21 protein-coding genes are annotated in these 18,390 nt (G+C 70.7%); 8 read left to right on the top strand and 13 right to left on the bottom strand.

The window, feature by feature from the left end:
- Positions 1 to 81: 81 nt before the first annotated feature.
- From AB0C38_RS20600 to AB0C38_RS20590, 3 genes are all read right to left on the bottom strand, one after another.
- The gene (locus AB0C38_RS20600; RefSeq protein WP_360675637.1) at positions 82 to 819 is read right to left on the bottom strand and encodes a dihydrofolate reductase family protein; all 738 of its coding nucleotides are present in this window, start codon (positions 817 to 819) and stop codon (positions 82 to 84) included.
- Positions 816 to 1,409 carry a dihydropteroate synthase gene (locus tag AB0C38_RS20595; protein WP_360675474.1) on the bottom strand — a complete coding sequence of 198 codons (594 nt, stop codon included), beginning with the start codon at positions 1,407 to 1,409 and terminating at the stop codon, positions 816 to 818. The genes AB0C38_RS20600 and AB0C38_RS20595 overlap by 4 nt, the downstream gene beginning before the upstream one ends.
- 119 nt (positions 1,410 to 1,528) lie before the next feature.
- On the bottom strand, positions 1,529 to 1,828 hold the full coding sequence (locus AB0C38_RS20590) for a hypothetical protein (protein WP_360675634.1): 300 nt from the start codon (positions 1,826 to 1,828) through the stop codon (positions 1,529 to 1,531).
- A 213-nt stretch (positions 1,829 to 2,041) separates the two neighbouring features.
- Here AB0C38_RS20590 and AB0C38_RS20585 point away from each other — a divergent pair, with 213 nt between their 5' ends.
- Genes AB0C38_RS20585 through AB0C38_RS20565 form a run of 5 tightly spaced genes read left to right on the top strand, consistent with a single transcriptional unit; the run spans position 2,042 to position 6,704 of the window.
- Positions 2,042 to 2,950: a hypothetical protein gene (locus AB0C38_RS20585; RefSeq protein WP_360675471.1), complete on the top strand. Its 909-nt coding sequence runs from the start codon at positions 2,042 to 2,044 to the stop codon at positions 2,948 to 2,950.
- A 33-nt stretch (positions 2,951 to 2,983) separates the two neighbouring features.
- On the top strand, positions 2,984 to 4,165 hold the full coding sequence (locus AB0C38_RS20580) for a histidinol-phosphate transaminase (protein WP_360675468.1): 1,182 nt from the start codon (positions 2,984 to 2,986) through the stop codon (positions 4,163 to 4,165).
- An 11-nt stretch (positions 4,166 to 4,176) separates the two neighbouring features.
- On the top strand, positions 4,177 to 5,106 hold the full coding sequence (locus tag AB0C38_RS20575) for a phosphotransferase (RefSeq protein WP_360675465.1): 930 nt from the start codon (positions 4,177 to 4,179) through the stop codon (positions 5,104 to 5,106).
- Between the two features lie 28 nt (positions 5,107 to 5,134).
- Positions 5,135 to 5,824, top strand: a complete 690-nt coding sequence (locus AB0C38_RS20570; protein ID WP_360675462.1) for a TetR/AcrR family transcriptional regulator — start codon at positions 5,135 to 5,137, stop codon at positions 5,822 to 5,824.
- A 40-nt stretch (positions 5,825 to 5,864) separates the two neighbouring features.
- Positions 5,865 to 6,704, top strand: a complete 840-nt coding sequence (locus AB0C38_RS20565; protein ID WP_360675459.1) for an LLM class F420-dependent oxidoreductase — start codon at positions 5,865 to 5,867, stop codon at positions 6,702 to 6,704.
- On the opposite strand, the gene AB0C38_RS20560 is transcribed toward AB0C38_RS20565, so the two are convergent.
- A complete protein-coding gene (locus AB0C38_RS20560; RefSeq protein ID WP_360675456.1) occupies positions 6,705 to 7,421 on the bottom strand; it encodes a nitroreductase/quinone reductase family protein in 717 nt (238 codons plus the stop codon).
- A gap of 172 nt (positions 7,422 to 7,593) precedes the next feature.
- Positions 7,594 to 8,427 carry a hypothetical protein gene (locus tag AB0C38_RS20555; RefSeq protein ID WP_360675453.1) on the bottom strand — a complete coding sequence of 278 codons (834 nt, stop codon included), beginning with the start codon at positions 8,425 to 8,427 and terminating at the stop codon, positions 7,594 to 7,596.
- 61 nt (positions 8,428 to 8,488) lie between these two features.
- Here AB0C38_RS20555 and AB0C38_RS20550 point away from each other — a divergent pair, with 61 nt between their 5' ends.
- Positions 8,489 to 10,012 carry an AMP-binding protein gene (locus AB0C38_RS20550; RefSeq protein ID WP_360675450.1) on the top strand — a complete coding sequence of 508 codons (1,524 nt, stop codon included), beginning with the start codon at positions 8,489 to 8,491 and terminating at the stop codon, positions 10,010 to 10,012.
- A gap of 22 nt (positions 10,013 to 10,034) precedes the next feature.
- On the opposite strand, the gene AB0C38_RS20545 is transcribed toward AB0C38_RS20550, so the two are convergent.
- From AB0C38_RS20545 to AB0C38_RS20520, 6 genes are all read right to left on the bottom strand, one after another.
- Positions 10,035 to 11,138, bottom strand: coding sequence for an epoxide hydrolase family protein (locus AB0C38_RS20545; RefSeq protein WP_360675448.1), 1,104 nt, complete (start codon positions 11,136 to 11,138; stop codon positions 10,035 to 10,037).
- On the bottom strand, positions 11,135 to 11,680 hold the full coding sequence (locus AB0C38_RS20540; protein WP_360675445.1) for a dihydrofolate reductase family protein: 546 nt from the start codon (positions 11,678 to 11,680) through the stop codon (positions 11,135 to 11,137). Before AB0C38_RS20540 ends, AB0C38_RS20545 begins: the two co-directional genes overlap by 4 nt.
- A gap of 51 nt (positions 11,681 to 11,731) precedes the next feature.
- The gene (locus AB0C38_RS20535) at positions 11,732 to 14,044 is read right to left on the bottom strand and encodes a molybdopterin-dependent oxidoreductase (RefSeq protein WP_360675442.1); all 2,313 of its coding nucleotides are present in this window, start codon (positions 14,042 to 14,044) and stop codon (positions 11,732 to 11,734) included.
- Between the two features lie 10 nt (positions 14,045 to 14,054).
- The gene (locus tag AB0C38_RS20530) at positions 14,055 to 15,080 is read right to left on the bottom strand and encodes an LLM class flavin-dependent oxidoreductase (protein ID WP_360675439.1); all 1,026 of its coding nucleotides are present in this window, start codon (positions 15,078 to 15,080) and stop codon (positions 14,055 to 14,057) included.
- A complete protein-coding gene (locus tag AB0C38_RS20525; RefSeq protein WP_360675631.1) occupies positions 15,077 to 15,568 on the bottom strand; it encodes an SRPBCC family protein in 492 nt (163 codons plus the stop codon). Before AB0C38_RS20525 ends, AB0C38_RS20530 begins: the two co-directional genes overlap by 4 nt.
- A gap of 68 nt (positions 15,569 to 15,636) precedes the next feature.
- Positions 15,637 to 16,140 carry a helix-turn-helix domain-containing protein gene (locus AB0C38_RS20520; protein WP_360675436.1) on the bottom strand — a complete coding sequence of 168 codons (504 nt, stop codon included), beginning with the start codon at positions 16,138 to 16,140 and terminating at the stop codon, positions 15,637 to 15,639.
- A gap of 48 nt (positions 16,141 to 16,188) precedes the next feature.
- Here AB0C38_RS20520 and AB0C38_RS20515 point away from each other — a divergent pair, with 48 nt between their 5' ends.
- Positions 16,189 to 16,317, top strand: a complete 129-nt coding sequence (locus tag AB0C38_RS20515) for a hypothetical protein (protein WP_360675434.1) — start codon at positions 16,189 to 16,191, stop codon at positions 16,315 to 16,317.
- Positions 16,318 to 16,327: 10 nt separating this feature from the next.
- Here AB0C38_RS20515 and AB0C38_RS20510 read toward each other — a convergent pair whose 3' ends face one another.
- Positions 16,328 to 16,717: a cupin domain-containing protein gene (locus tag AB0C38_RS20510; protein ID WP_360675431.1), complete on the bottom strand. Its 390-nt coding sequence runs from the start codon at positions 16,715 to 16,717 to the stop codon at positions 16,328 to 16,330.
- Positions 16,718 to 16,760: 43 nt separating this feature from the next.
- Here AB0C38_RS20510 and AB0C38_RS20505 point away from each other — a divergent pair, with 43 nt between their 5' ends.
- The gene (locus tag AB0C38_RS20505) at positions 16,761 to 17,738 is read left to right on the top strand and encodes a helix-turn-helix domain-containing protein (protein WP_360675428.1); all 978 of its coding nucleotides are present in this window, start codon (positions 16,761 to 16,763) and stop codon (positions 17,736 to 17,738) included.
- Here AB0C38_RS20505 and AB0C38_RS20500 read toward each other — a convergent pair.
- On the bottom strand, positions 17,735 to 18,331 hold the full coding sequence (locus tag AB0C38_RS20500) for a TetR/AcrR family transcriptional regulator (protein WP_360675425.1): 597 nt from the start codon (positions 18,329 to 18,331) through the stop codon (positions 17,735 to 17,737). The genes AB0C38_RS20505 and AB0C38_RS20500 overlap by 4 nt on opposite strands.
- Positions 18,332 to 18,390: the final 59 nt, after the last annotated feature.

The following is an 18,390-nucleotide window of genomic DNA, read 5'->3' as shown; positions in this document are numbered from 1 at the left end:
GCTACCGGAAGGCACCGACAAAAACGGCCCAGGGAACCCCCGGATTCCACGTTACTGGGCGGCACCGACAAAAAAGCGGGCCTACCGGGGAACCAAATACCTCAGCAGCACACTGCTTCCGTCCGTGAGCACCGAAGCCAGCTCCAGCTTCGCCGGGTCGATCGCCCCGCCCACCGCCGCCCGGCCCGACGCTCCCGCCACCAGGAACGGCGCCACCGTCAAGCGGAACTCGTCGACCACTCCCGCTTCGATCAGCGATCCGAACAGCCTGGGCCCGCCCTCGCAGTCGATGCGGCCCAAGCCCTCGGCCGCCAGCGTCGCGACCACCTCCGACGCCGACACCTCCGAAGCACCCACGACGAACACCCGGGCCCCGTTCGCCGTCCATTCGTCACGCAACGCCGAGGGGGCCGCCGCGGAGGTGAACACCAAGGTCGGGACCGCCGCCTTCGTGATCACCGGGGCGTCCGGGGGCAGGGAGCGGCCCGTCGTCACCACCGCGACCGGGGCGATCGGGGCCAGCCCGAACCGGCGGCGGCGCTCGGCCGTGCGCTCGTCGGGGCGCATGCCCTCGAACCCCTCCGCCATCGCCGTGCCCGCGCCCACCAGCACCACGTCCGCCAGGTCGTTGCCCAGCCGGTAGACGATGCGGTCGGCCCGGGTCGACAGGCTCGCCGACCGGCCCTCGACCGTGATCGCGCCGTCCGTGCTGGACACGAAGTTGACCGCGACCCACCGGGGGCCGTCCGGGTACCGGTAGAGCTGCTCCAGGTCGTGGTCGTCGAGGCCGCGCTCGACCGGCCAGATCTGCCGGATCACTCCCATCGGACCGCCTTCGCCGGCGAGCGCGTGCCCGCGATGCTCGCCGCCATCTCGGCCACGTGCCTCGTCGCGCGCACGTGCCGGGTCCGGATGATCGCCGCCCCGGCCGACGCCGCGAGCGCCGTCAGCGCCAGGCCGCCGGGGGTCCCGTCGCCCGCCACCTCCACCAGCACCGGCACGTCCTGCGGAAGCGAAAGCGCCGTCCGCAGCACGCCGACGTCCAGCACGAAACCCGGCAGATCCACCACCGAAGATCCGGCGTAGCCCGCCCCGAACCGCGCCGCGACCTCGGTGAGGTCGGTCCGCGCGAGGATCAGGTCGGCGCCAGCCGCACAGCACGCGGCAGCCACCGAAGCGTCGGCCGTGTCGACCGCTAGACCGAGATCCGGGAACTTCGAGCGCGCCCACGCGACCTGGGGTTCGACGCCGGTTCCGGCGAAACCCACGAGATCGGCGCCGTCCTCGACGGCGCTCAGGACCGCTTCCCGCGCCGCGTCGGGCTCCGGGAGCACCTGGACCGCGGCCAGCACCAGCGCGCGGTCACGACTCAACCGGCGGCCCCGCACGACGAGGTCGGGGGTCTTCATCGCGCTCTCCCTGCTGGACATCCGGGCGTCCCGATCATAAGCGAGACCAGCGGGTGAGCACTCTTCGCCGGCAGGTGGCGGGGCCTCGTCGCCGGGCCACCCGACCGTGGCGGAACTCCTCAGGAGGCGATGGCCTCGTTGATCGCCAGCAGCTCCTGGGCGGTGCGCGTGGCGGTGAACTCGATGACTTCGTAGCGGGCGAGGCGCCGGATGACGAACGGGTCGCTGGCGAGCACCGCGTCGAGCTTGCCGCGCAGCACCGACCGCGTGAGGATCACGTGGTCGGCCGCACCGTGACCCTTTCCGGAAACGAGGAAGACTCCCTTCGTGAATTGTTTGCGCAACCAGTCCGAATGGTCCGGGAGCGCGTAGTCGACTTCTGTTTCGGGCGCTGTGTAGGTCAGCAGGGCGATGTACATGATTCGATGGTAGAACTCTTCCGGCCGCACCGCATCCGCCTGGCGAGTGTCGCCGCCCACGCGTTTCTCCCATATTCCGGTCAAGAATCGAGCAATTCCTTTACCAGCGCTTTTCGACATTTCTTCCCCATTGCCGTACGCCTGTCGTCGTACGCCGTGGTGTCGCCACCGGGCCGACGCGGCGACCGCCTCCCGGGCGCGACACTCCGTGCCATGAACGCACTGACCCGGATCTGGCACGACGGCAGGCGCGCCGAGCGGATCGCCTACGCCGTCGGCGCCACGCTGTTCCTGAGCGGCGCCGCACACGCGATCGTGCTCATCGCCACCGGCGGCTCGTGGCTGGGCCCGCTGTCGATGCGCAAAGCCGTCACGTTCGGCCTGTCGTTCGGGCTGACGCTCGCGTCGGTCGCCTGGGCGACGTCGTTCCTCACCGTCCGCCCCCGGCTGCGCACCGCCCTGCTGGGCGCGTTCACCGCCGCGAGCGTCGCCGAGGTCGTGCTGGTCAGCATGCAGGCCTGGCGCGGCGTGCCGTCGCACTTCAACTTCGAGACGCCGTTCGACAACGTCGTGTCGATGACGCTCGCGGCGGGGGGCGGCGTCCTCATCCTGACCGTCATCGGCTTCACCGCCGCGGCGCTGGTCGAACCCGGCCCGGAGGCCGCGAGCCTGCGGTTGGCCGTCCGCGCGGGCCTGGTCGTGCTGCTGGTCGCGCTGGCCACCGGTGCGGTGATGATCGCCCGCGGCGTGGTCGAGGCGCGCGGCGGCGACCCGCAAGGCGCGTACACCACCGCGGGCTCGCTCAAGCCGCTGCACGCGGTCGCGATGCACGCGATCCTCGTGCTCCCGGCGCTGGCCTGGGTCCTCAAGTTCACCCGCTGGCCCGAGGCGCACCGGCTGCGCGTCGTGACGGCCGCGGTCGTCGCCGACGCCCTGCTCACCGCGGTCATCGGCATCGAGTCCTTCGCCGGCATCAACCCGCTGGCCGCGCCACTGCCGCTCCTCGCGCTCTCGGTGCTGGCGGGCGCCGCGCTGGCCGGTCTCGGGATCTACGCCGTGACCGGTGTTGAACCGGCCGTCCGATTCACACGTATCCCCATCGGGAAGGCAAGGGGCCGGTAAAGCGGCGGACGGAGACCACGCGTGCGGCACGGTATGACCACCAGAGGCCTTTTCCAGCAGAGCGCAGCCCACAGCCCGTCGTTCTTCTCGGTGGCCAGGGCCATGGGACAGCACGCCGACGACCTCGCGGACTTCTGCATCCCCTGCAACCCGTACTTCCCCACCGACGAGATGTTCGGCGAGCTGGAGCGCAACCTCCGCACGATCCTCAAGTTCTACCCGAGCGACAGCGGCGCGATCACCGCGCAGCTGGCGCACGTGCTGCGGCTGAACCCGTCGACGATCTCGCTGGCCAACGGCTCGACCGAGCTGATCACCTGGATCGACCACCTGCTGGTGGACGCCAGCATCGCGGTGCCGATCCCGACGTTCGGCCGCTGGACCGACCAGCCGCTGGAGACCGGCAAGCGCGTCGACATGTTCCTGCTCAAGGAGTCCGACAACTTCGAGCTCCGGGTCGACTCTTACGTCGAGTTCATCAAGCGCCGCGGCTCCCGGGTCGCGGTGCTGTGCAACCCGAACAACCCCGACGGCGGGTACCTGCCGCGCCGCGAGGTGATCCGGTTCATGGACGCCCTCGAAGACCTGGACCTGGTGGTGATCGACGAGTCGTTCATCGACTTCGTCGAGGCCGAGATGAGCCCGTCGGTGGCCGCCGAAGCCGTCGTGCGGCCGAACGTCATCGTGCTGAAGAGCCTCGGCAAGAACTTCGGGCTGCACGGGATCCGGTTCGGCTACCAGGTGTCGAACCCGGCGCTGACGCGCAAGCTGTCGGCCGCGCTGCCGAAGTGGAACGTCAACTCGCTCGCCGAGACCATCATCTTCATGCTCGCCGAGCACCGCGCGGAGTACGAGGACAGCCTCAAGAAGCTCGCGCTCGACCGGTTCATGATGAACTCGCAGCTGAACCAGTTCCCGGAGCTGACGGTGTTCCCGTCGCAGGCGAACTTCCTGCTCGTCAAGCTGCCCGGCTCGGTCGACGGCGCCGAGCTGTGCGACTACCTGCTCGCCGAGCACCACCTGCTGGTGCGCCAGTGCGGCAACAAGATCGGCATGACCAGCCAGTTCATGCGCTTCGGGGTGCGGCCGGACACCGAGGTCGAGCGGCTGGTCGAGGGCCTGCGCGGGGTCGAGCGGCTGGGTGGCGGCGGGCGCCACACGCCGACGATCGAGCTCGTCGCGCACTCCCGCGAGCCGGAACGGTCGATCAGCTGAGCACGTGGGCCATGGCGGGCGCGAGCGCGAACGACCGGCCGTTCGCCGAGCTCGACCGCTCGGGCCGCACCAGACGCCTGCGCCGGCTCGCCGAAGCCGCCCTGACCGAGTACGACGTGCCGGTGGCCCGGCTGACGCCGCTGGGCCGCGGGCTCAACACGATGTTCCGGGTCGACGGCGCGGACGGCCACCGGTATGTGCTTCGCGTGCAGCGCGCGGACGGCCCGGGCGCCGCGCAGGTGCGGTCCGAAATGGCGTGGCTCGCCGCGCTGGGCCGCGACACCGATCTCGTCGTCCCGCGGCCGGTGCCGACGCGGGCGCGGGACTGGGTGACCGTGGTCGCCGACCCGGCGGTGCCGGAGCCGCGCACCTGCGTGCTCTGCCACTGGGTCGACGGCCGGTTCGTCGACGAACGGCTCAGCGCGCCGCAGCTCTACGCGGTGGGTGAGTTCGCGGCGCGACTGCACCTGCACGGCGCGCGGATGAACGGCCTCGACCGCGGCCGCGTCGACGACCTCACCGAGTTCGGCCGCTCGCAGGTCGACGGCTTTTCCGACACCGTGCTCGACCGGGCGGTCGCGCTGGCCGGCGGCGACGAACGGGTCCGCGCCGCCGCCGGGCGGGTCCGCGCGGTCCGGGCCGAGCTGGGGTGCGGCGCCGACGTCTTCGGCTTGGTCCACGGCGACCTGCGCCAGGAGAACTACCTGTTCCACCGCGGCCGCGTCCGGGCGATCGACTTCGACGACTGCGGGTACGGGCACTACGCGTACGACCTCGCCGTGGCGCTCGACGAGCTCAAGCACCTGCCGCAGCGGGACGAGCTGCGGGAGTCGCTCCTGGACGGCTACCGGTCGGTGCGCCCCGACGCGGCGACGACCGACCCGGCGGTGCTGAACGCCTTCGCCGGTCTTCGCCGGGTGCAGCTACGACTGCGGGCCTGACGCTACACACTGGCGTTACAATTGCTACATGGCCGGACGATCGAGCAACGCCACCAGCACCCGCGACCGCCTGCTGCTGGCCGCCGGGCAGCTCCTGCACGAAGCGCCGGACGGGCTGGTGTCGACTCGGGCGATCTGCGAACGCGCCGGCGTCCAGGCCCCCACGCTGTACCACCACTTCGGCAGCAAACAGGGCCTGCTCGACGCCGTCGTGAACTACGGCTTCACGCAGTACGTCCAGGCCCCCGCGCCGGGCGGCGACCCGGTGGACCGGATCCGCGCGGGCTGGGACCGGCACGTCGAGTACGGCCTGGAGAACCCGCAGTTCTACGTCCTGCTCTACGGCCAGATCGAGCCGGGTGTGCCGTGCAACCTCACCTCGAGCGCCGAGGCGATGCTGCTGGAGCTGTTCACGCCGCTGGCGCGCGACGGCCGGCTTCGCGTCGAAGCGGCGGAAGCCGCGCGCCAGTTCGCGGCGGCGAACAGCGGGGTCACGCTCAGTCTCATCGCGCAGCCCGAAGAGAGCCGTGACCTGGCGATGTCCACGCAGGTCAGGGAGGCCGTCCTAGCCGGGTTGCTCGCCGAGCGGCCGGCCGAAGGCTCGTCCGTCGGCGCACTCGCTGTCGCTTTGTCGACTGCGCTCGCGGATGACGTCGACGAGCTGACGACGACCGAGCGCCACCTGCTGCGGGAGTGGCTGCACCGCCTCTCGAACTGACCGCGCTACATTTGCTACATTGATCCCTATGATAAATGTAGTGAACCTCGGCACCTTCGGCGTGTTCCTCTCCCCGCACCGCGACGACGCGACCCGCAAGCAGCACGCCATCGCGGCGGACAAGCTCGGCTACGGCACGGCCTGGATCGGCACCGGGCGGGCCTCGATCAGCGACCTCGCCTTCGTCGAAGACCTCCTGGCCTCGACCGAGCGGATCACCGTGGCGACGGCGATCGTGAACGTCTGGGCCGACGCGCCGGAGCCGCTGGCCGAGTCCTACCACCGCCTCGCGGACCGGTACGGAAAGCGCTTGCTGCTGGGGATCGGCGTCGGCCACCCCGAGTCGGTCACCGGCTACCACAGCCCGTACGACACGCTCGTCGACTACCTCGACCGGCTCGACGCGGCCGGTGTGCCCGCCGACGCCCGGGTGCTCGCCGCGCTCGGCGACCGGGTCCTGAAGCTGGCCAGGGACCGCACCGCGGGCGCGCACCCGTACCTCGTGCCGGTCGCGCACACGCGGCACGCCCGGTCTGTTCTGGGCGAGGGCAAGATCCTGGCCCCGGAACAGAAAGTCGTCGTCGGCGCCCCCGAGGAGGCTCGCGAAGTCGGCCGCGCCTTCATCCGCGAGCCCTACCTCGGGCTGCGCAACTACGTGAACAACCTGCTGCGCCACGGGTACACCGACGCCGACGTCGCGGGCGGCGGCAGCGACCGGCTGATCGACGACCTCGCGCTGCACGGGACGCCAGAAGACATCGCGAAGCGGCTACGGTCCCATGTGGACGCGGGCGCCGACCACGTGGCCGTCCAGGTGATCGGCCGGTCGGCCGAGGTGGAGGCGGAGAACCACCGGCAGCTGGCCGAAGTGCTGCTGTGATCAGCCGGGTGCGGGCAGCAGCGCGTTGAGGGCCTTGACCACGGTCTGCTCCTCGTAGGCGAAGTGGGAGTCCAAAAGGGACGCCAGCCGGTCGAGTTCCGCGCGCAGCCGGGCGGGGTCGGTCTCGTCGTCGACGAGCCGCTGGATCTCCTCCTGGATCCGGGCGACGGCGACGTGTTCGTCGCCCAGCTTCGTCAACGTGGGCGCGAGAGCCGGGAACTGCCTGGCCAGCATGGGAAAGATCGCCGTGTCCTCACCGGTGTGGTGCCGCGTGAGCGCGGAGCAGAAGCCGAGGCACCGCTGGCTCAAGCTCTGCGACTCGCCGGCACGCAGGTCCCGCAGTTCTTCGCGCAGCCAGTCGTGCACCTCGGCGAGCCAGTCGCCCATGCGGCGCACCCGGTCGAGCCGGTGCAGCTCCACGACCGGCAGCACCCGGCTCGTCCGCGCCTGGTAGTCCGCGAAGCCGGGTTCCCGCGCGACGACCTCGGCGAACAGCTCGTCGCGGTCGGGCGGGAACCCGGCCATCGCCTCGAACGTCCCCGCGTCGGTTTCGACGGTCACCAAAGGGTTGTGGCGGATGTTGTGGTACCACCCGGGGTGCTTCGGCGAGCCCATCGCCGAGGCGACGACGACCAGCCGGCCGTCGATGTCAAGGGCCCCCAAGGGAACCCGGTGTTTCCGGCCCGTGCGGGCACCGGTCGTGGTGAGCTGGATCAAGCTGGTCCTTTCCGATGAAGTGATCACCGGAGGCCGTGAACCGACACGGAATGGGCGCGCGGAGGGCACACTTCTGCCAGGGAAGGCGGAACGTGTCGACTCAAGGGGGCTGAAGTAGCCACTACCTCCGTGCGTAGGCCCATCCGGGGCGCGCTTTCACGCTAGCACAGGTTCAGCGCGCTTCGGCAGCCTTTCGCGCTTCCTCGGCGGCCGTGTCGGCCTGCTCGTAGGTTTCCTTCGCCTGCTCGAACTCCGCCGTCGCGCGCTCGGCGCGTTCCTCGGCTTCGGTGAGGCGGGTGCGGAGGTCTTCGACGCGGGCGGTGGCCTGCTCGGCCGCGCGTTCGGTGCGGACCAGGTCGCGTTCGGCCACCGCGCGTTCCTTGGCCAGCTCGGCGGCTTCCTTGCGCATCCGTTCGCGTTCGGCGCGGGCGCGTTCGCGCTCCTTGCGTTCCTCTTCTTCGCGCCGGTGGTCCTTTTTGGGCTTGGCCGGTTCGGCCTTTTCCACCAGCTTCGCCGAGCGCTTGCCGGTGGACGGCGGGGCCGTCGCGGCGAGGGTGAACCACTGGTCGGTGTCCTGGTGCGCCACGGACGTCAGGCGCCCGGCCACGGCGAGCCCGGCGGTGCCCGGGTCGGCCGCGACGGCCTCCAGCGTCGCCTCGACCTCACGCGAGACGGTGTCGCTCATCGACGGCAGCCCGCGGACGATCCGCCGGACCAGGTCGCCGCGGCGCCGGGTCAGGGCGCGCAGGTCGTCGCCGGCCAGGCGGGTGTGGGCGTCGCGCAGCTCGTCGCCGAGTTCGGCCAGTTCGCGCAGCTCGGCGTCGTCGTCCCTGGCCAGGCGGTTGACGATCGCCGCGGCGGTGGTCGGCTTCCGCAGCTCGCGGATCCGGGCCGCGAGCTCGGCGTCGCCCTCGGCCTTCGCGGCCTTCGCCGCCGCGTTGCGCGCGCTGACGAACTCCGCGAGGTCACCCCCGTAGAGCTCGCCGGCCACCGTGTCGAAGTCCATCGTGCTCCAGCGAACCACATCGGACTGGTGCGAGCACCTGCGAAGAGTCATCATCGGGGGCATGTTCTTCGATCTGGGTGTCCGGGACTTCCTCGACCGCGCGGAAACGGTGTACCCGGACCGCGTCGCGGTCATCGACGAGCCGGACCAGCCCGCGCCGAGCTGGGGTTCGCTCACCTACCGCGAGGTGGCGCGCCGGGCCCGCGCGCAGGCCGCGCACCTCGACGAGCTGGGCGTGCCGGTCGGCGGGCGCGTCGCGATGGTGTCGCACAACGCGGCGCGGCTGCTCGTGTCGTTCTTCGGCGTGTCCGGCTGGGGCCGGGTCCTGGTGCCGGTGAACTTCCGGCTCGCCCCGGCCGAGGTCAAGTACATCGTGGAGCACTCCGGGGCCGAAGTGCTGATCGTCGACCCCGAGCTGGCGCACCTGCTCGACACGGTCACAGCCAAGCACGTCTTCGTCCTGGGCCGCGACGACGACGCGATCTGGGGCGGCGACGGATCGCCGCGGCCGTGGGCCGGCGACGAGTCGGCCACAGCGACCATCAACTACACCTCGGGCACGACGGCGCGGCCGAAGGGCGTGCAGCTCACCCAGCGCAACATCTGGCTGAACGCGGCCGTGTTCGGCCTGCACACGACGTTGAGCGACAACGACGTCCTGCTGCACACGCTGCCGATGTTCCACTGCAACGGCTGGGGCATGCCGTACGCGGTGACCGGCCTCGGCGGGCGGCACATCGTGCTGCGGAAGGTCGACGGCACCGAAATCCTGCGGCGCATCGCCGAGCACGGCGTGACCATTCTTTGTGCCGCGCCCGCGGTGGTCACGGCGGCGCTGGACGGCGCAGCTTCGTGGAAGGGCGAAATCCCCGGCCGCGACCGCGTGCGGATCGTGGTGGCCGGCGCACCGCCGCCGACGCGCACGATCGAACGGGTGCGGGCGGAGCTGGGCTGGGAGTTCATCCAGATCTACGGGCTCACCGAGACGGCGCCGCTGCTGACGGTCAACCGGATGCGCAGCGAGTGGGCGGACCTGGATCCGCACGAGCAGGCCAGGCTGCTGGGCCGCGCGGGGACGCCGGCGCTGGGCGTCCGGATCGCCGTCGACACGGACGGCGAGGTGCTCGCGCAGTCGAACCACAACTTGGACGGGTATTGGGAGAACCCCGACGAGACCGCGCGGGTGCAGGAAGGCAACTGGTTCCACACGGGCGACGGCGGGTCGTTCGAGGACGGGTACTTGACGATCGCGGACCGCAAGAAGGACGTGATCATCTCGGGTGGCGAGAACGTGTCGTCGATCGAGGTGGAGGACGCGCTGAACTCGCACCCGGCCGTGCGGGAGGTGGCGGTGATCGGCATCCCGGACGAGAAGTGGGGCGAACTGGTGACGGCCCTTGTCGTCACTTCCTCGGAGGTGACTTCCGAGGAGCTGATCAAGCACTGCCGGGACTATCTGGCCGGGTACAAGTGCCCCAAGCGGGTGGAGTTCCTGGACGAGCTGCCGCGGACGGCGACCGGGAAGATCCAGAAGTTCAAGCTCCGGGAGCCGTTCTGGGAGGGTCAGAACCGCCAGGTCAACTGAGGACCGGACGACTTGCGTGCGGCTAGCGGACCATCCGGAAGAACGTCCGCACCTCATCCACGAACAGCTCAGGCTGCTCGTAAGCCGCGAAGTGACCGCCCCTTTCCAGCTCGTTCCAATGCCGGATGTCCGTGTACCGCTTCGCAGCCCACCGACGCGAAGGCCGCGGCATCTCCGCCGGGAAGATCGAACAGCCCGTCGGCACACCCACCGTGTCCTCGGTCGCCTCCGAGAACCACCGCTGCACCTTCCGGATGCTCTCCCAGTACAGCCGGGCCGACGACGTCGCCGTGCCGGTCAGCCAGTACAGCGTCACGTCGTCCAAGAGCTCGTCGCGGGTGAACGGGAAGCCGTCCGACCACGCGTGGAACTTCTCCACCAGCCAGCCGCACAAGCCCGCCGGCGAGTCCAGCAACCCGTACCCCACCGTCTGCGGGCGGGTCGACTGCAGCACCGAATACCCGTCCTCCCACCGCTGCGCGTGGTCCAAAGCAGCGAGCGCCGCACTTTCCGCGGGAGTCAAGTCGTCGAACGTCGAGGGGTCCGGCGCCGCGATCGGCGGGTTCAGGTGGATGCCCGCCAGGTGCGCCGCGTCCAGCTGGGCGAGGGACGTCGTGATCGATGTCCCCCAGTCGCCGCCCTGGGCGCCGTAGCGGGAGTAGCCCAAGCGGGCCATCAGCTCAGCCCACGCTGCCGCGATGCGCTCGATCCCCCAGCCCGGTGACGACGGCTTGTCGCTGAAGCCGTAACCCGGCAGCGACGGGATCACCAGGTGGAACTCCTCAGCCAACGGCGAGATCACCTTGGTGAACTCCAGGAACGAGCCGGGCCAGCCGTGCGTCAGGATCAGGGGCAGCGCGTCGGAAGAAGCCGAACGCACGTGCAGGAAGTGGATGCCCAGGCCGTCGATTTCCGTGCGGTACTGCGGAAAACGGTTCACCCGCGCTTCCAGGGCACGCCAGTCGTAGCCGGAAGCCCAGTAGTCGCACAGAGAACGCAGGTATCCCAGCGGCGTCCCCTGGCTCCAGTCGGCCGGCCCAGCCTCGGGCCAGCGCGTCCGGCGCAACCGGGCACGCAGGTCTTCGAGATCCGCCTCCGGGACCTCGATCCGGAACGGCGCGATCACGCCGGGACGTAGGTCAGCTGGACGACGCCGTTGCCGAACGTGGCCGACTTCTTCAGCACCAGCGGGAACGTCGGCCCCTCGGCGGGGAACAGCCGCCTCCCCTGCCCCACGACGATCGGGTACAGCAGCAGGTTCAGCTCGTCGACCAGGCCTTCGGCCAGCAGCCAGCGCACCGTCGTCGTGCTGCCGCTGGTCATGATGTCGCCCCCGGGCGAAACCTTCAGCGCGCGGACGGCCGCAGCCGGGTCACCGGTCAGCAGCGTCGAGTTGTTCCAACCAACTTCGGACAAAGTCGACGAAAGCACGTACTTGCGCACATTGTTCATGAACGCGGCACCTTCGTCGTCCTCGACGGTCCGGCCGGGCCACGCCTCAGCGAACCCTTCGTAGGTGACGCGCCCGAGCAACATCGCGTCGGCCGCGGCCATCCCGCTGCCGACCGCCTGGCCGATTTCGTCGGTCCAGTACCGGAGTGACCACTTGTCGGGCGCCTCGACCACGCCGTCGAGCGAGATGAACAGGTTCGAAACGATCTTGCGCATAGGCCCCCTTCGGTCAAGGGGTACCACTATGACCGAAAACCCGGTGAAACGCTAAGACCGTCCACTCGCGACGGTCTCGCGGACGCGCGCGCTGTCCGCCTCCGCCCGCACCCGTTCCTCCTCCGTCGCCGGCTCCAGGCGCGCCGGAACGTCCTTGTGGTGCGGGGTGCCCGCGATCGGGTCGCGGTCCAGGGCATCCGTGAGGAGGTTGATGCGGGGGCCGCTGACCACGCGCCTGCCGTGCGCGTCCGGGTGGGCCATGCCGTAGCCGTGCGGCAGCGCGAGCTGACCCGGCCGCATCCCCGGGTCGGCCTCCGCGCGGACGACCACCCGGCCGGCCGGCGTCACGACCGCCACCCAGTCGCCCGGCGAAGCGCCGACCGACGCCAGCTCTTCGGGACGCGCCCGCAGCGCGCCGTCCGGATCCGTGCGGCGCCAGCGCGGGTCGCGCAGGATCTGGTTCGCGTTGTGCGCCCGGCGCTGGCCGTTGAGCAGGGAGTACGGGAACGCCGGATCCGGCAGCTCCGAAGCCGGGTCGAGCGACGAGAGCCAGTCCAGCAGCTCCGGCACGGCCAGCCGCACCCGCGAGCGGCGCATCAGGCTCCACACCTCGTCCTGCTCGTGCGTCGAGAACGGCGTCGGACCGGCCAAGACCCGTTCGAAAAGTTCCTCCCCGAGCTTGAGGCCCGTGGAAGAGCTGCCCAGCGCACGCTGCACCGGCACGGTCATCGACCTCGCCGCCCGGTGACAACCGGCCCACAGCGGCGCGATCGACGCCGCGCCGTCGGGCAGCGACGCCCCCAGCGTCCGGTAGAGGAGCACGGGCAGGATCGCGGACCGCTCCGGCATCGCCTGGACCAGCGCGCCGATCCCCGCCTGCAGTTCGGCACGCGGCCCGGCGGCCAGCGACGCGAGGACGTCGGACGGCGGCAGCACGCCCAGCGCGTCGAACAGCCGCGTGTAGATCTCGGCCTCGACGAGCGTGCCCGGCAGCGGGTCCAGCAACGGCTTGCGCAGCTGGAAGTAGTTCGTCGGCCACTCGAAGGTGAAGAGCGTGAACTCCCACTTCTCGTGCTGGGACGCCGCCGGCAGCACGTAGTCCGCCAACGCGGCCGTCTCGGTGTAGGCGACGTCGACGACCACGGACAGCTCGGCCGCCCGCACCGCGCGTTCGACCTCCCGCGTGCCCGCGAAGGTGTTGGCCGGGTTGGACGACTCGACCCACAGCGCGCGCACCCGGTTCGGGTGGTCGGTGAGGATCTCCTCGGCCAGGGTGTTCGCCGGCAGCAGGCCGCCGATGTACTCGAACCCGGTGACCTCGGACCGCTGCCCGCTGGTCGAACCCCACAGCGGCAGCAGCCACGAGTGCAGGTTGTTGGTGCCGCGCCGGCCGAAGTGCCCGGTGACCAGGTACACGAGCTTCTCGAGGTAGCTGTTGAGCGTCGAGTGCCGCCCCTGCTGGATGCCCAGCTCGACGCGCACGGTCATGGCCCGCGAGGAAAGGATCAGGTCGACGGCCCGCTCGACGTCCACACGGGACACTTCGGTGTGCGCGATCCACTCGTCCACCGGGATCTTCCCCAGCACCGCGGCGACTTCGTCGAAGCCTTCGGTGCGCGTGGCGAGGAACTCCTCGTCCGCACCGCCGCGTTCCAGCACCAGGGCCAGGATCGCGCCCAGCAGGTAGGCGTCGGTGCCCGGGCGCAGCGGCAGGTGCAGGTCGGCGATCTCCGCGGTCTCGGTGCGCCGCGGGTCGATCACGATCATCTTGCGCGCGGGGTCGTTCTTGATCGTGTTGAGCGCGTGCCGGGCGTTGTTGAACCCGTGGGCCTGCCAGGGGTTGCAGCCGAGCACCACCAGCAGGTCGCAGTGCTCGACGTCCTCGGCGGTGTGCACGAGCGTCGAGCCGAACAGCTGCCCGTTGACCCAGAAGTCCCCGGTCTTCTCCTGCGACAGCGCGTTGAAGTGGCGCGTCGAGTTCATCCACTTCAGCAGCGACGCGCCGTACGCGCCACCGGAGTGGTTGCCCTGGCCACCGCCGCCGACGTAGGCGAACGAGCCGGGCCGGCCGGCCGCGGTGTCGGCGTCCCGGATGGTCCGCAGCTTCGCGGCGATCTCGGTGAGCGCGGTGTCCCAGTCGATCGGCTCGTGGGTGCCGTCGGGACGCCGGCGCAACGGCGTCGTCAGCCGGTCGTCGTGGTCGCCGTACCAGGTCAGCCGCTGCGCCTTCTGGCACAGGTACCCGGCCGAACGCGGGTGCGCCTTGTCGCCGCGGACGCGGGTGATCTTCCGGCCGTCGAGCTGCACCTCCAGCCCGCAGTTGAGGTAGCAGAGGCTGCACGCGGTGCGGTGCCACTCGGTCATGGCGTTCCCTTCACAGCAGGTCCAGCGCACGGCCCAAGGTGGTGAGGCGCGCTTCGAGCGTTTCGCCGGCCGGGTACAGCCGGACCGTGTCGATGCCGGTGTCGCGCCAGACGCGCAGCCGGGCACGGACCATCTCTTCGGTGCCGATCAGCGTCGTCCCGAGCACCATCTCGTCGGTGACGAGCGCGGTCGCGCCGTCGCGGTCGCCGGCCTGCCAGCGCTCGCGGACCTCGGCGGCGACGTCCGCCCAGCCTTGGCGGCTGTAGGCGTTGTTGTAGAAGTTCGTGGTGGCCGAGCCCATCCCGCCGAGGCTGAAGGCGAGTTCCCTCTTGCGGCTGCCGACCATCGTCCGCAGCTCGTCCTCGTCGGCGGCGAAGGCGACTTCGGCGCCTTGGCAGACGTCGATGTCTTTCCGCGTGCGGCCCGACTTCGCGAGCCCGGCGTCGAGGTGGCTGAAGTACGCGTCGGCGCCTTCGGGGACGAAGCTGGTGCCGAGCCAGCCGTCGGCGACCTCGCCGGTGAGCTCCAGGAGCTTCGGCGACAGCGTCGCGAGGTAGATCGGGATGTCCGGGTTCGGCGTGGTGGACAGCCGCATCGGCCGCGCCTCACCGGGCAGCGGGATCTCGAAGGCCTTGCCGGAGAACGAAATCTTCTCCCCGGCGAAGGCCTGGCGGATGATTTCGACGGTCTCGCGCATCCGCGTCAACGGCTTCGCGAACGGGACGCCGTGCAGTCCTTCGATCACCTGCGGGCCGGACGGGCCCAGCCCCAGCGAGAACCGGCCGCCGGACAGGTCGGCCAGCGTCAACGCGGCCTGCGCGATCGCGACCGGCGTGCGCGTGCCGAGCTGGATGATGCCCGAGCCGAGCCGGATGCGGTCGGTGCGGGCGGCGAGGTAGCCGAGCGCGGACGGCGCGTCCGAGCCCCAGGCTTCCGCGACCCAGCAGACGTCGAGGCCGAGCTTTTCCGCCTCCAGCACGAAGTCCAGCGTCGTGCGGGAGTCCTTCGAGAGCTCGACCGTCGTCGCCGTCTTCACCGGCTTTCCACCCGCTCCTTGATCGCCGCGAGGTTGCCGGTCATCGCGGTTTCGAACTCCCGCAGCCGCACGAAGACGATCTTCTGTTCCTTCTCCGGCATCCGGTCGATGGCGAACGACAGCCCGGACCGCCCGGGGCCCATCTGCATCCACTGCGAGAGCCGGGTGCCGCTGTCGGCCGGTTCGAGGGTGAACTTCCAGACCGAGCTCGGCTGGGCCGGATCCTGCACCGCCCAGGCGAACACGCGCGGGGCTTCGCACTCCACGACGTACGACGTCGTCTGCCACTCGCCGAACGCGTCGTGCTTGCTCTTGCCCACGAAGGTGCGACCGACCTCGCGCCATTCGACGGACTGCAGTTCGGCACTCAAGGAAGGCATCAGCGCGATGTCGGAGACGACCGGCCAGACGTCCTCGGGGGCGGCGTCGATCCAGGTCGAGACCTCGGCCGTCGGCTTGTCCGCGTACCGCGCGCCGGTCCACTCCATCGTGGTCACACCCCTCTCAGTGAGCCTCTGACCACGATAGTTGCGTAGATAGACCTACGCTGTCAACGTCACTCCTGCCGCGCGAACCGCGCTTCGACGTCCGGCCGCTGCGCCAGCCGCGGCGGGAAGCCGGGGCCGCGACGCATCCGCGTGTCGTCCGGCGTCATCGGTTCGCCGCATTCCGCGCAGACGATTTCGGCGTGGGTGTCGTGCCCGCAGGCGTCGTGGTGCACGGTGATCGGCGGGCCGGCCTCGCTCGAGAGCCACTTGTCACCCCAGCGCGTCATCGCGAGCAGCACGGGGTAGAAGTCGCGGCCCTTCTCGGTGAGGACGTAGTCGTAGCGCACCGGCTCGGTCTGGTAGGCGACCTTCTCCAGCAGCCCCTCGTCGACCAGCCGCTTGAGCCGGTCGGCGAGCGTGTTGCGCGCGATGCCGAGCGCCTGCTGGAACTCGTCGAAGCGGCGGACGCCGTAGAAGGCGTCGCGCAGCACCAGCGGGGTCCACCAGTCCCCCAGCAGGTCCATGGTGCGCGCGATCGAGCACGGCCACTGCGCGAACGAGGTCCGTTTCATGCGGCCGAGGATACCCGGTTTTCCAGCAGGACTCAGCAGGTCAGCCGCATGACGACCCGCCGCACGGTCGGACGGCTCACCTCGGTGAACCCCGCCGCGGCGAAGACGCCGACGGTGCCGACGAACAGTTCGCCGGGCCAGGCGACCTTCTGCCCGGGCTCGACGACGATCGGGTAGCCCGCGGTCGCTAGACCAGGTGGCCGGTCGTGACATCGACGTGGCCGGGGACTTCGTCGTGCTGGTCGCCGACCGAGAGCGTCCCGGCCGGCTCGACCAGGAGCACGCTCGCGCCCGCCTTCGACGACGGCTTGTGGAACGTCCCCTTCGGCACCACGAACACCTGGCCGCGGGTCAGCGTCACCACCCGCTCGTCGGGGTCGCGCACGCCGATCTCGATCTCGCCGTCGAGGACCAGGAAGAACTCGTCGGTGTCCTCGTGGACGTGCCAGACGTGCTCGCCGGCCATGCGCGCGAGCCGGATGTCGTAGTCGTTGACGCGGGTGACGATCCGCGGGCTCCAGGCGGCGTCGAAGCTCGCCAGGACTTCGTTCAGGTCGATCGGGTTCATGCTCACCATCGTCGACCTGGCGTTTCCGTCGCACTAGTGCTAGGAATCGCACATGCCGCAAGAATTCTCGCACCGGGTCGTCGTCTTGGTCGACGAAGGCTCGAACCCCTTCGAGATGGGCGTCGCGACGGAGCTGTTCGGGCTGCGGCGGCCCGAGCTCGACCGGCCCTGGTACGACTTCGCGCTCTGCTCCCCCACCCCGGAAGTGACCATGACGCTGGGGATGTTCACGCTCTCCGGGGTCGGCGGCCTCGACGTCGCCGACACCGCGGACACGCTGATCGTGCCCAACCGGCCCGACCCGCTGACCTTGCCGTCACCCGGGGTCCTGGCCGCGATCCGGCGGGCGGCCGGCCGCGGCGCGCGATTGGTGAGCTTCTGCACCGGCGCGTTCACCCTCGCCTTCGCCGGCGTGCTCGACGGCCGCCGCGCGACGACGCACTGGCGCTGGGCCGGCGACTTCGCTTCCCGGTTCCCGCGGGTGTCGCTCGAACCGGACGTCTTGTTCGTCGAGGACGGCGGTGTCCTCACGGCGGCGGGCAGCGCGGCGGCGCTCGACCTCGGCCTGTACCTGATCCACCGCGACCACGGCGCGGAGATCGCGAACTCCATCAGCCGGCGGCTGGTGTTCACCGGCCACCGCGACGGCGGCCAGCGCCAGTTCGTCGAGCGGCCGGTGCCCGAGGTGCCGGACACGTCGCTGTCGCCGGTGCTGACGTGGGCCCGCGAACGCCTCGGCACGCCGCTGACGGTGAACGACCTCGCGGCGCGCGCGGCGATCAGCCCGGCGACGCTGCACCGGAAGTTCCGCGCCGAGCTGGGCACGACACCGCTGGCGTGGCTGACGACCGAGCGCGTGACGCTGGCCTGCCGCCTGATCGAACGCGGCGAGCTGAGGCTGGAGCGCGTGGCCGAGGCGAGCGGCTTCGGGACGGCGGCGAACTTGCGACTGCAGCTGCGGCGTCACACGGGACTCAGCCCGAGCGCCTACCGACGGCGCTTCGGCCCGGCCCTCGTGAGCAGCAACTAAACGAGCGGCAGGAAGAGCTCGTCGACGATCGACCGGATGCGAGCCGGTTTCAGGGGTTCGAGGTCCATGAGCAAGTCGTGGCGCACCAGGTCGAACGGCAGGTCGAGCACCGCGGCCGGGACGCGCTCCAGGTCGATCTCGCCGCGGCGGTGGGCCCGCTGGTAGATGGTCCGCGTGTGCGGAACCCGCTGGTCGCCCATGACCCGGGCCCGGACCTGGGCCGGGGTCATGCCGGTGTCCACCAGCAGCCCCGAAAAGGCGGCCGCCGCGGCGATGGCGAAGAACCCGGCGAGCGCTTCGCTCGCGGCGGTCAGCAGGGCGAGCAGGTCGCCGCGCAGGGTGCCGGTGTCGGGGAGCGCGACCGGGTTGGCGTCGCGCTGGTGCTCGATCGCGGCGAGCACCAGCTGGTCCTTGTTCGCCCAGCGGCGGTAGAGCACGGCCTCGCTGGTGCGCGCGCGGACGGCGACCGACTCCATCGTCAGGCGGGCGTACCCGGCCTCGACCAGCTCGTCCCAGCCGGCGGCGAGCAGCGCCGACTCGAGCTCCTTGCCGTGCCGGCGACGACGGACGGGTTCGGACGCCTCGGTAGCCACCCGCTCACGATAGGAAGGCTTTCCTTTCTTAGCAAGTGTCCCTACCCTGGTTAGAAAGT

Origin of the sequence: Amycolatopsis sp. NPDC048633, from assembly GCF_040650695.1 — a bacterium.
In the GTDB taxonomy this organism is placed as follows: Bacteria; Actinomycetota; Actinomycetes; order Mycobacteriales; family Pseudonocardiaceae; genus Amycolatopsis.
Note: the sequence above shows the minus strand (reverse complement) of the source record. Positions and strands in the feature narration are given on the sequence as shown.

Bases quoted from the DNA above. Each gene is read 5' to 3' on its own strand.
- AB0C38_RS20595 (WP_360675474.1), bottom strand. From the start codon at position 1,409: ATGAAGACCCCCGACCTCGTCGTGCGGGGCCGCCGGTTGAGTCGTGAC.
- AB0C38_RS20590 (WP_360675634.1), bottom strand. From the start codon at position 1,828: ATGTACATCGCCCTGCTGACCTACACAGCGCCCGAAACAGAAGTCGAC.
- AB0C38_RS20585 (WP_360675471.1), top strand. From the start codon at position 2,042: ATGAACGCACTGACCCGGATCTGGCACGACGGCAGGCGCGCCGAGCGG.
- AB0C38_RS20580 (WP_360675468.1), top strand. From the start codon at position 2,984: ATGACCACCAGAGGCCTTTTCCAGCAGAGCGCAGCCCACAGCCCGTCG.
- AB0C38_RS20575 (WP_360675465.1), top strand. From the start codon at position 4,177: ATGGCGGGCGCGAGCGCGAACGACCGGCCGTTCGCCGAGCTCGACCGC.
- AB0C38_RS20570 (WP_360675462.1), top strand. From the start codon at position 5,135: ATGGCCGGACGATCGAGCAACGCCACCAGCACCCGCGACCGCCTGCTG.
- AB0C38_RS20555 (WP_360675453.1), bottom strand. From the start codon at position 8,427: ATGGACTTCGACACGGTGGCCGGCGAGCTCTACGGGGGTGACCTCGCG.
- AB0C38_RS20550 (WP_360675450.1), top strand. From the start codon at position 8,489: ATGTTCTTCGATCTGGGTGTCCGGGACTTCCTCGACCGCGCGGAAACG.
- AB0C38_RS20540 (WP_360675445.1), bottom strand. From the start codon at position 11,680: ATGCGCAAGATCGTTTCGAACCTGTTCATCTCGCTCGACGGCGTGGTC.
- AB0C38_RS20535 (WP_360675442.1), bottom strand. From the start codon at position 14,044: ATGACCGAGTGGCACCGCACCGCGTGCAGCCTCTGCTACCTCAACTGC.
- AB0C38_RS20525 (WP_360675631.1), bottom strand. From the start codon at position 15,568: ATGGAGTGGACCGGCGCGCGGTACGCGGACAAGCCGACGGCCGAGGTC.
- AB0C38_RS20520 (WP_360675436.1), bottom strand. From the start codon at position 16,140: ATGAAACGGACCTCGTTCGCGCAGTGGCCGTGCTCGATCGCGCGCACC.
- AB0C38_RS20515 (WP_360675434.1), top strand. From the start codon at position 16,189: ATGACGACCCGCCGCACGGTCGGACGGCTCACCTCGGTGAACCCCGCC.
- AB0C38_RS20510 (WP_360675431.1), bottom strand. From the start codon at position 16,717: ATGGTGAGCATGAACCCGATCGACCTGAACGAAGTCCTGGCGAGCTTC.
- AB0C38_RS20505 (WP_360675428.1), top strand. From the start codon at position 16,761: ATGCCGCAAGAATTCTCGCACCGGGTCGTCGTCTTGGTCGACGAAGGC.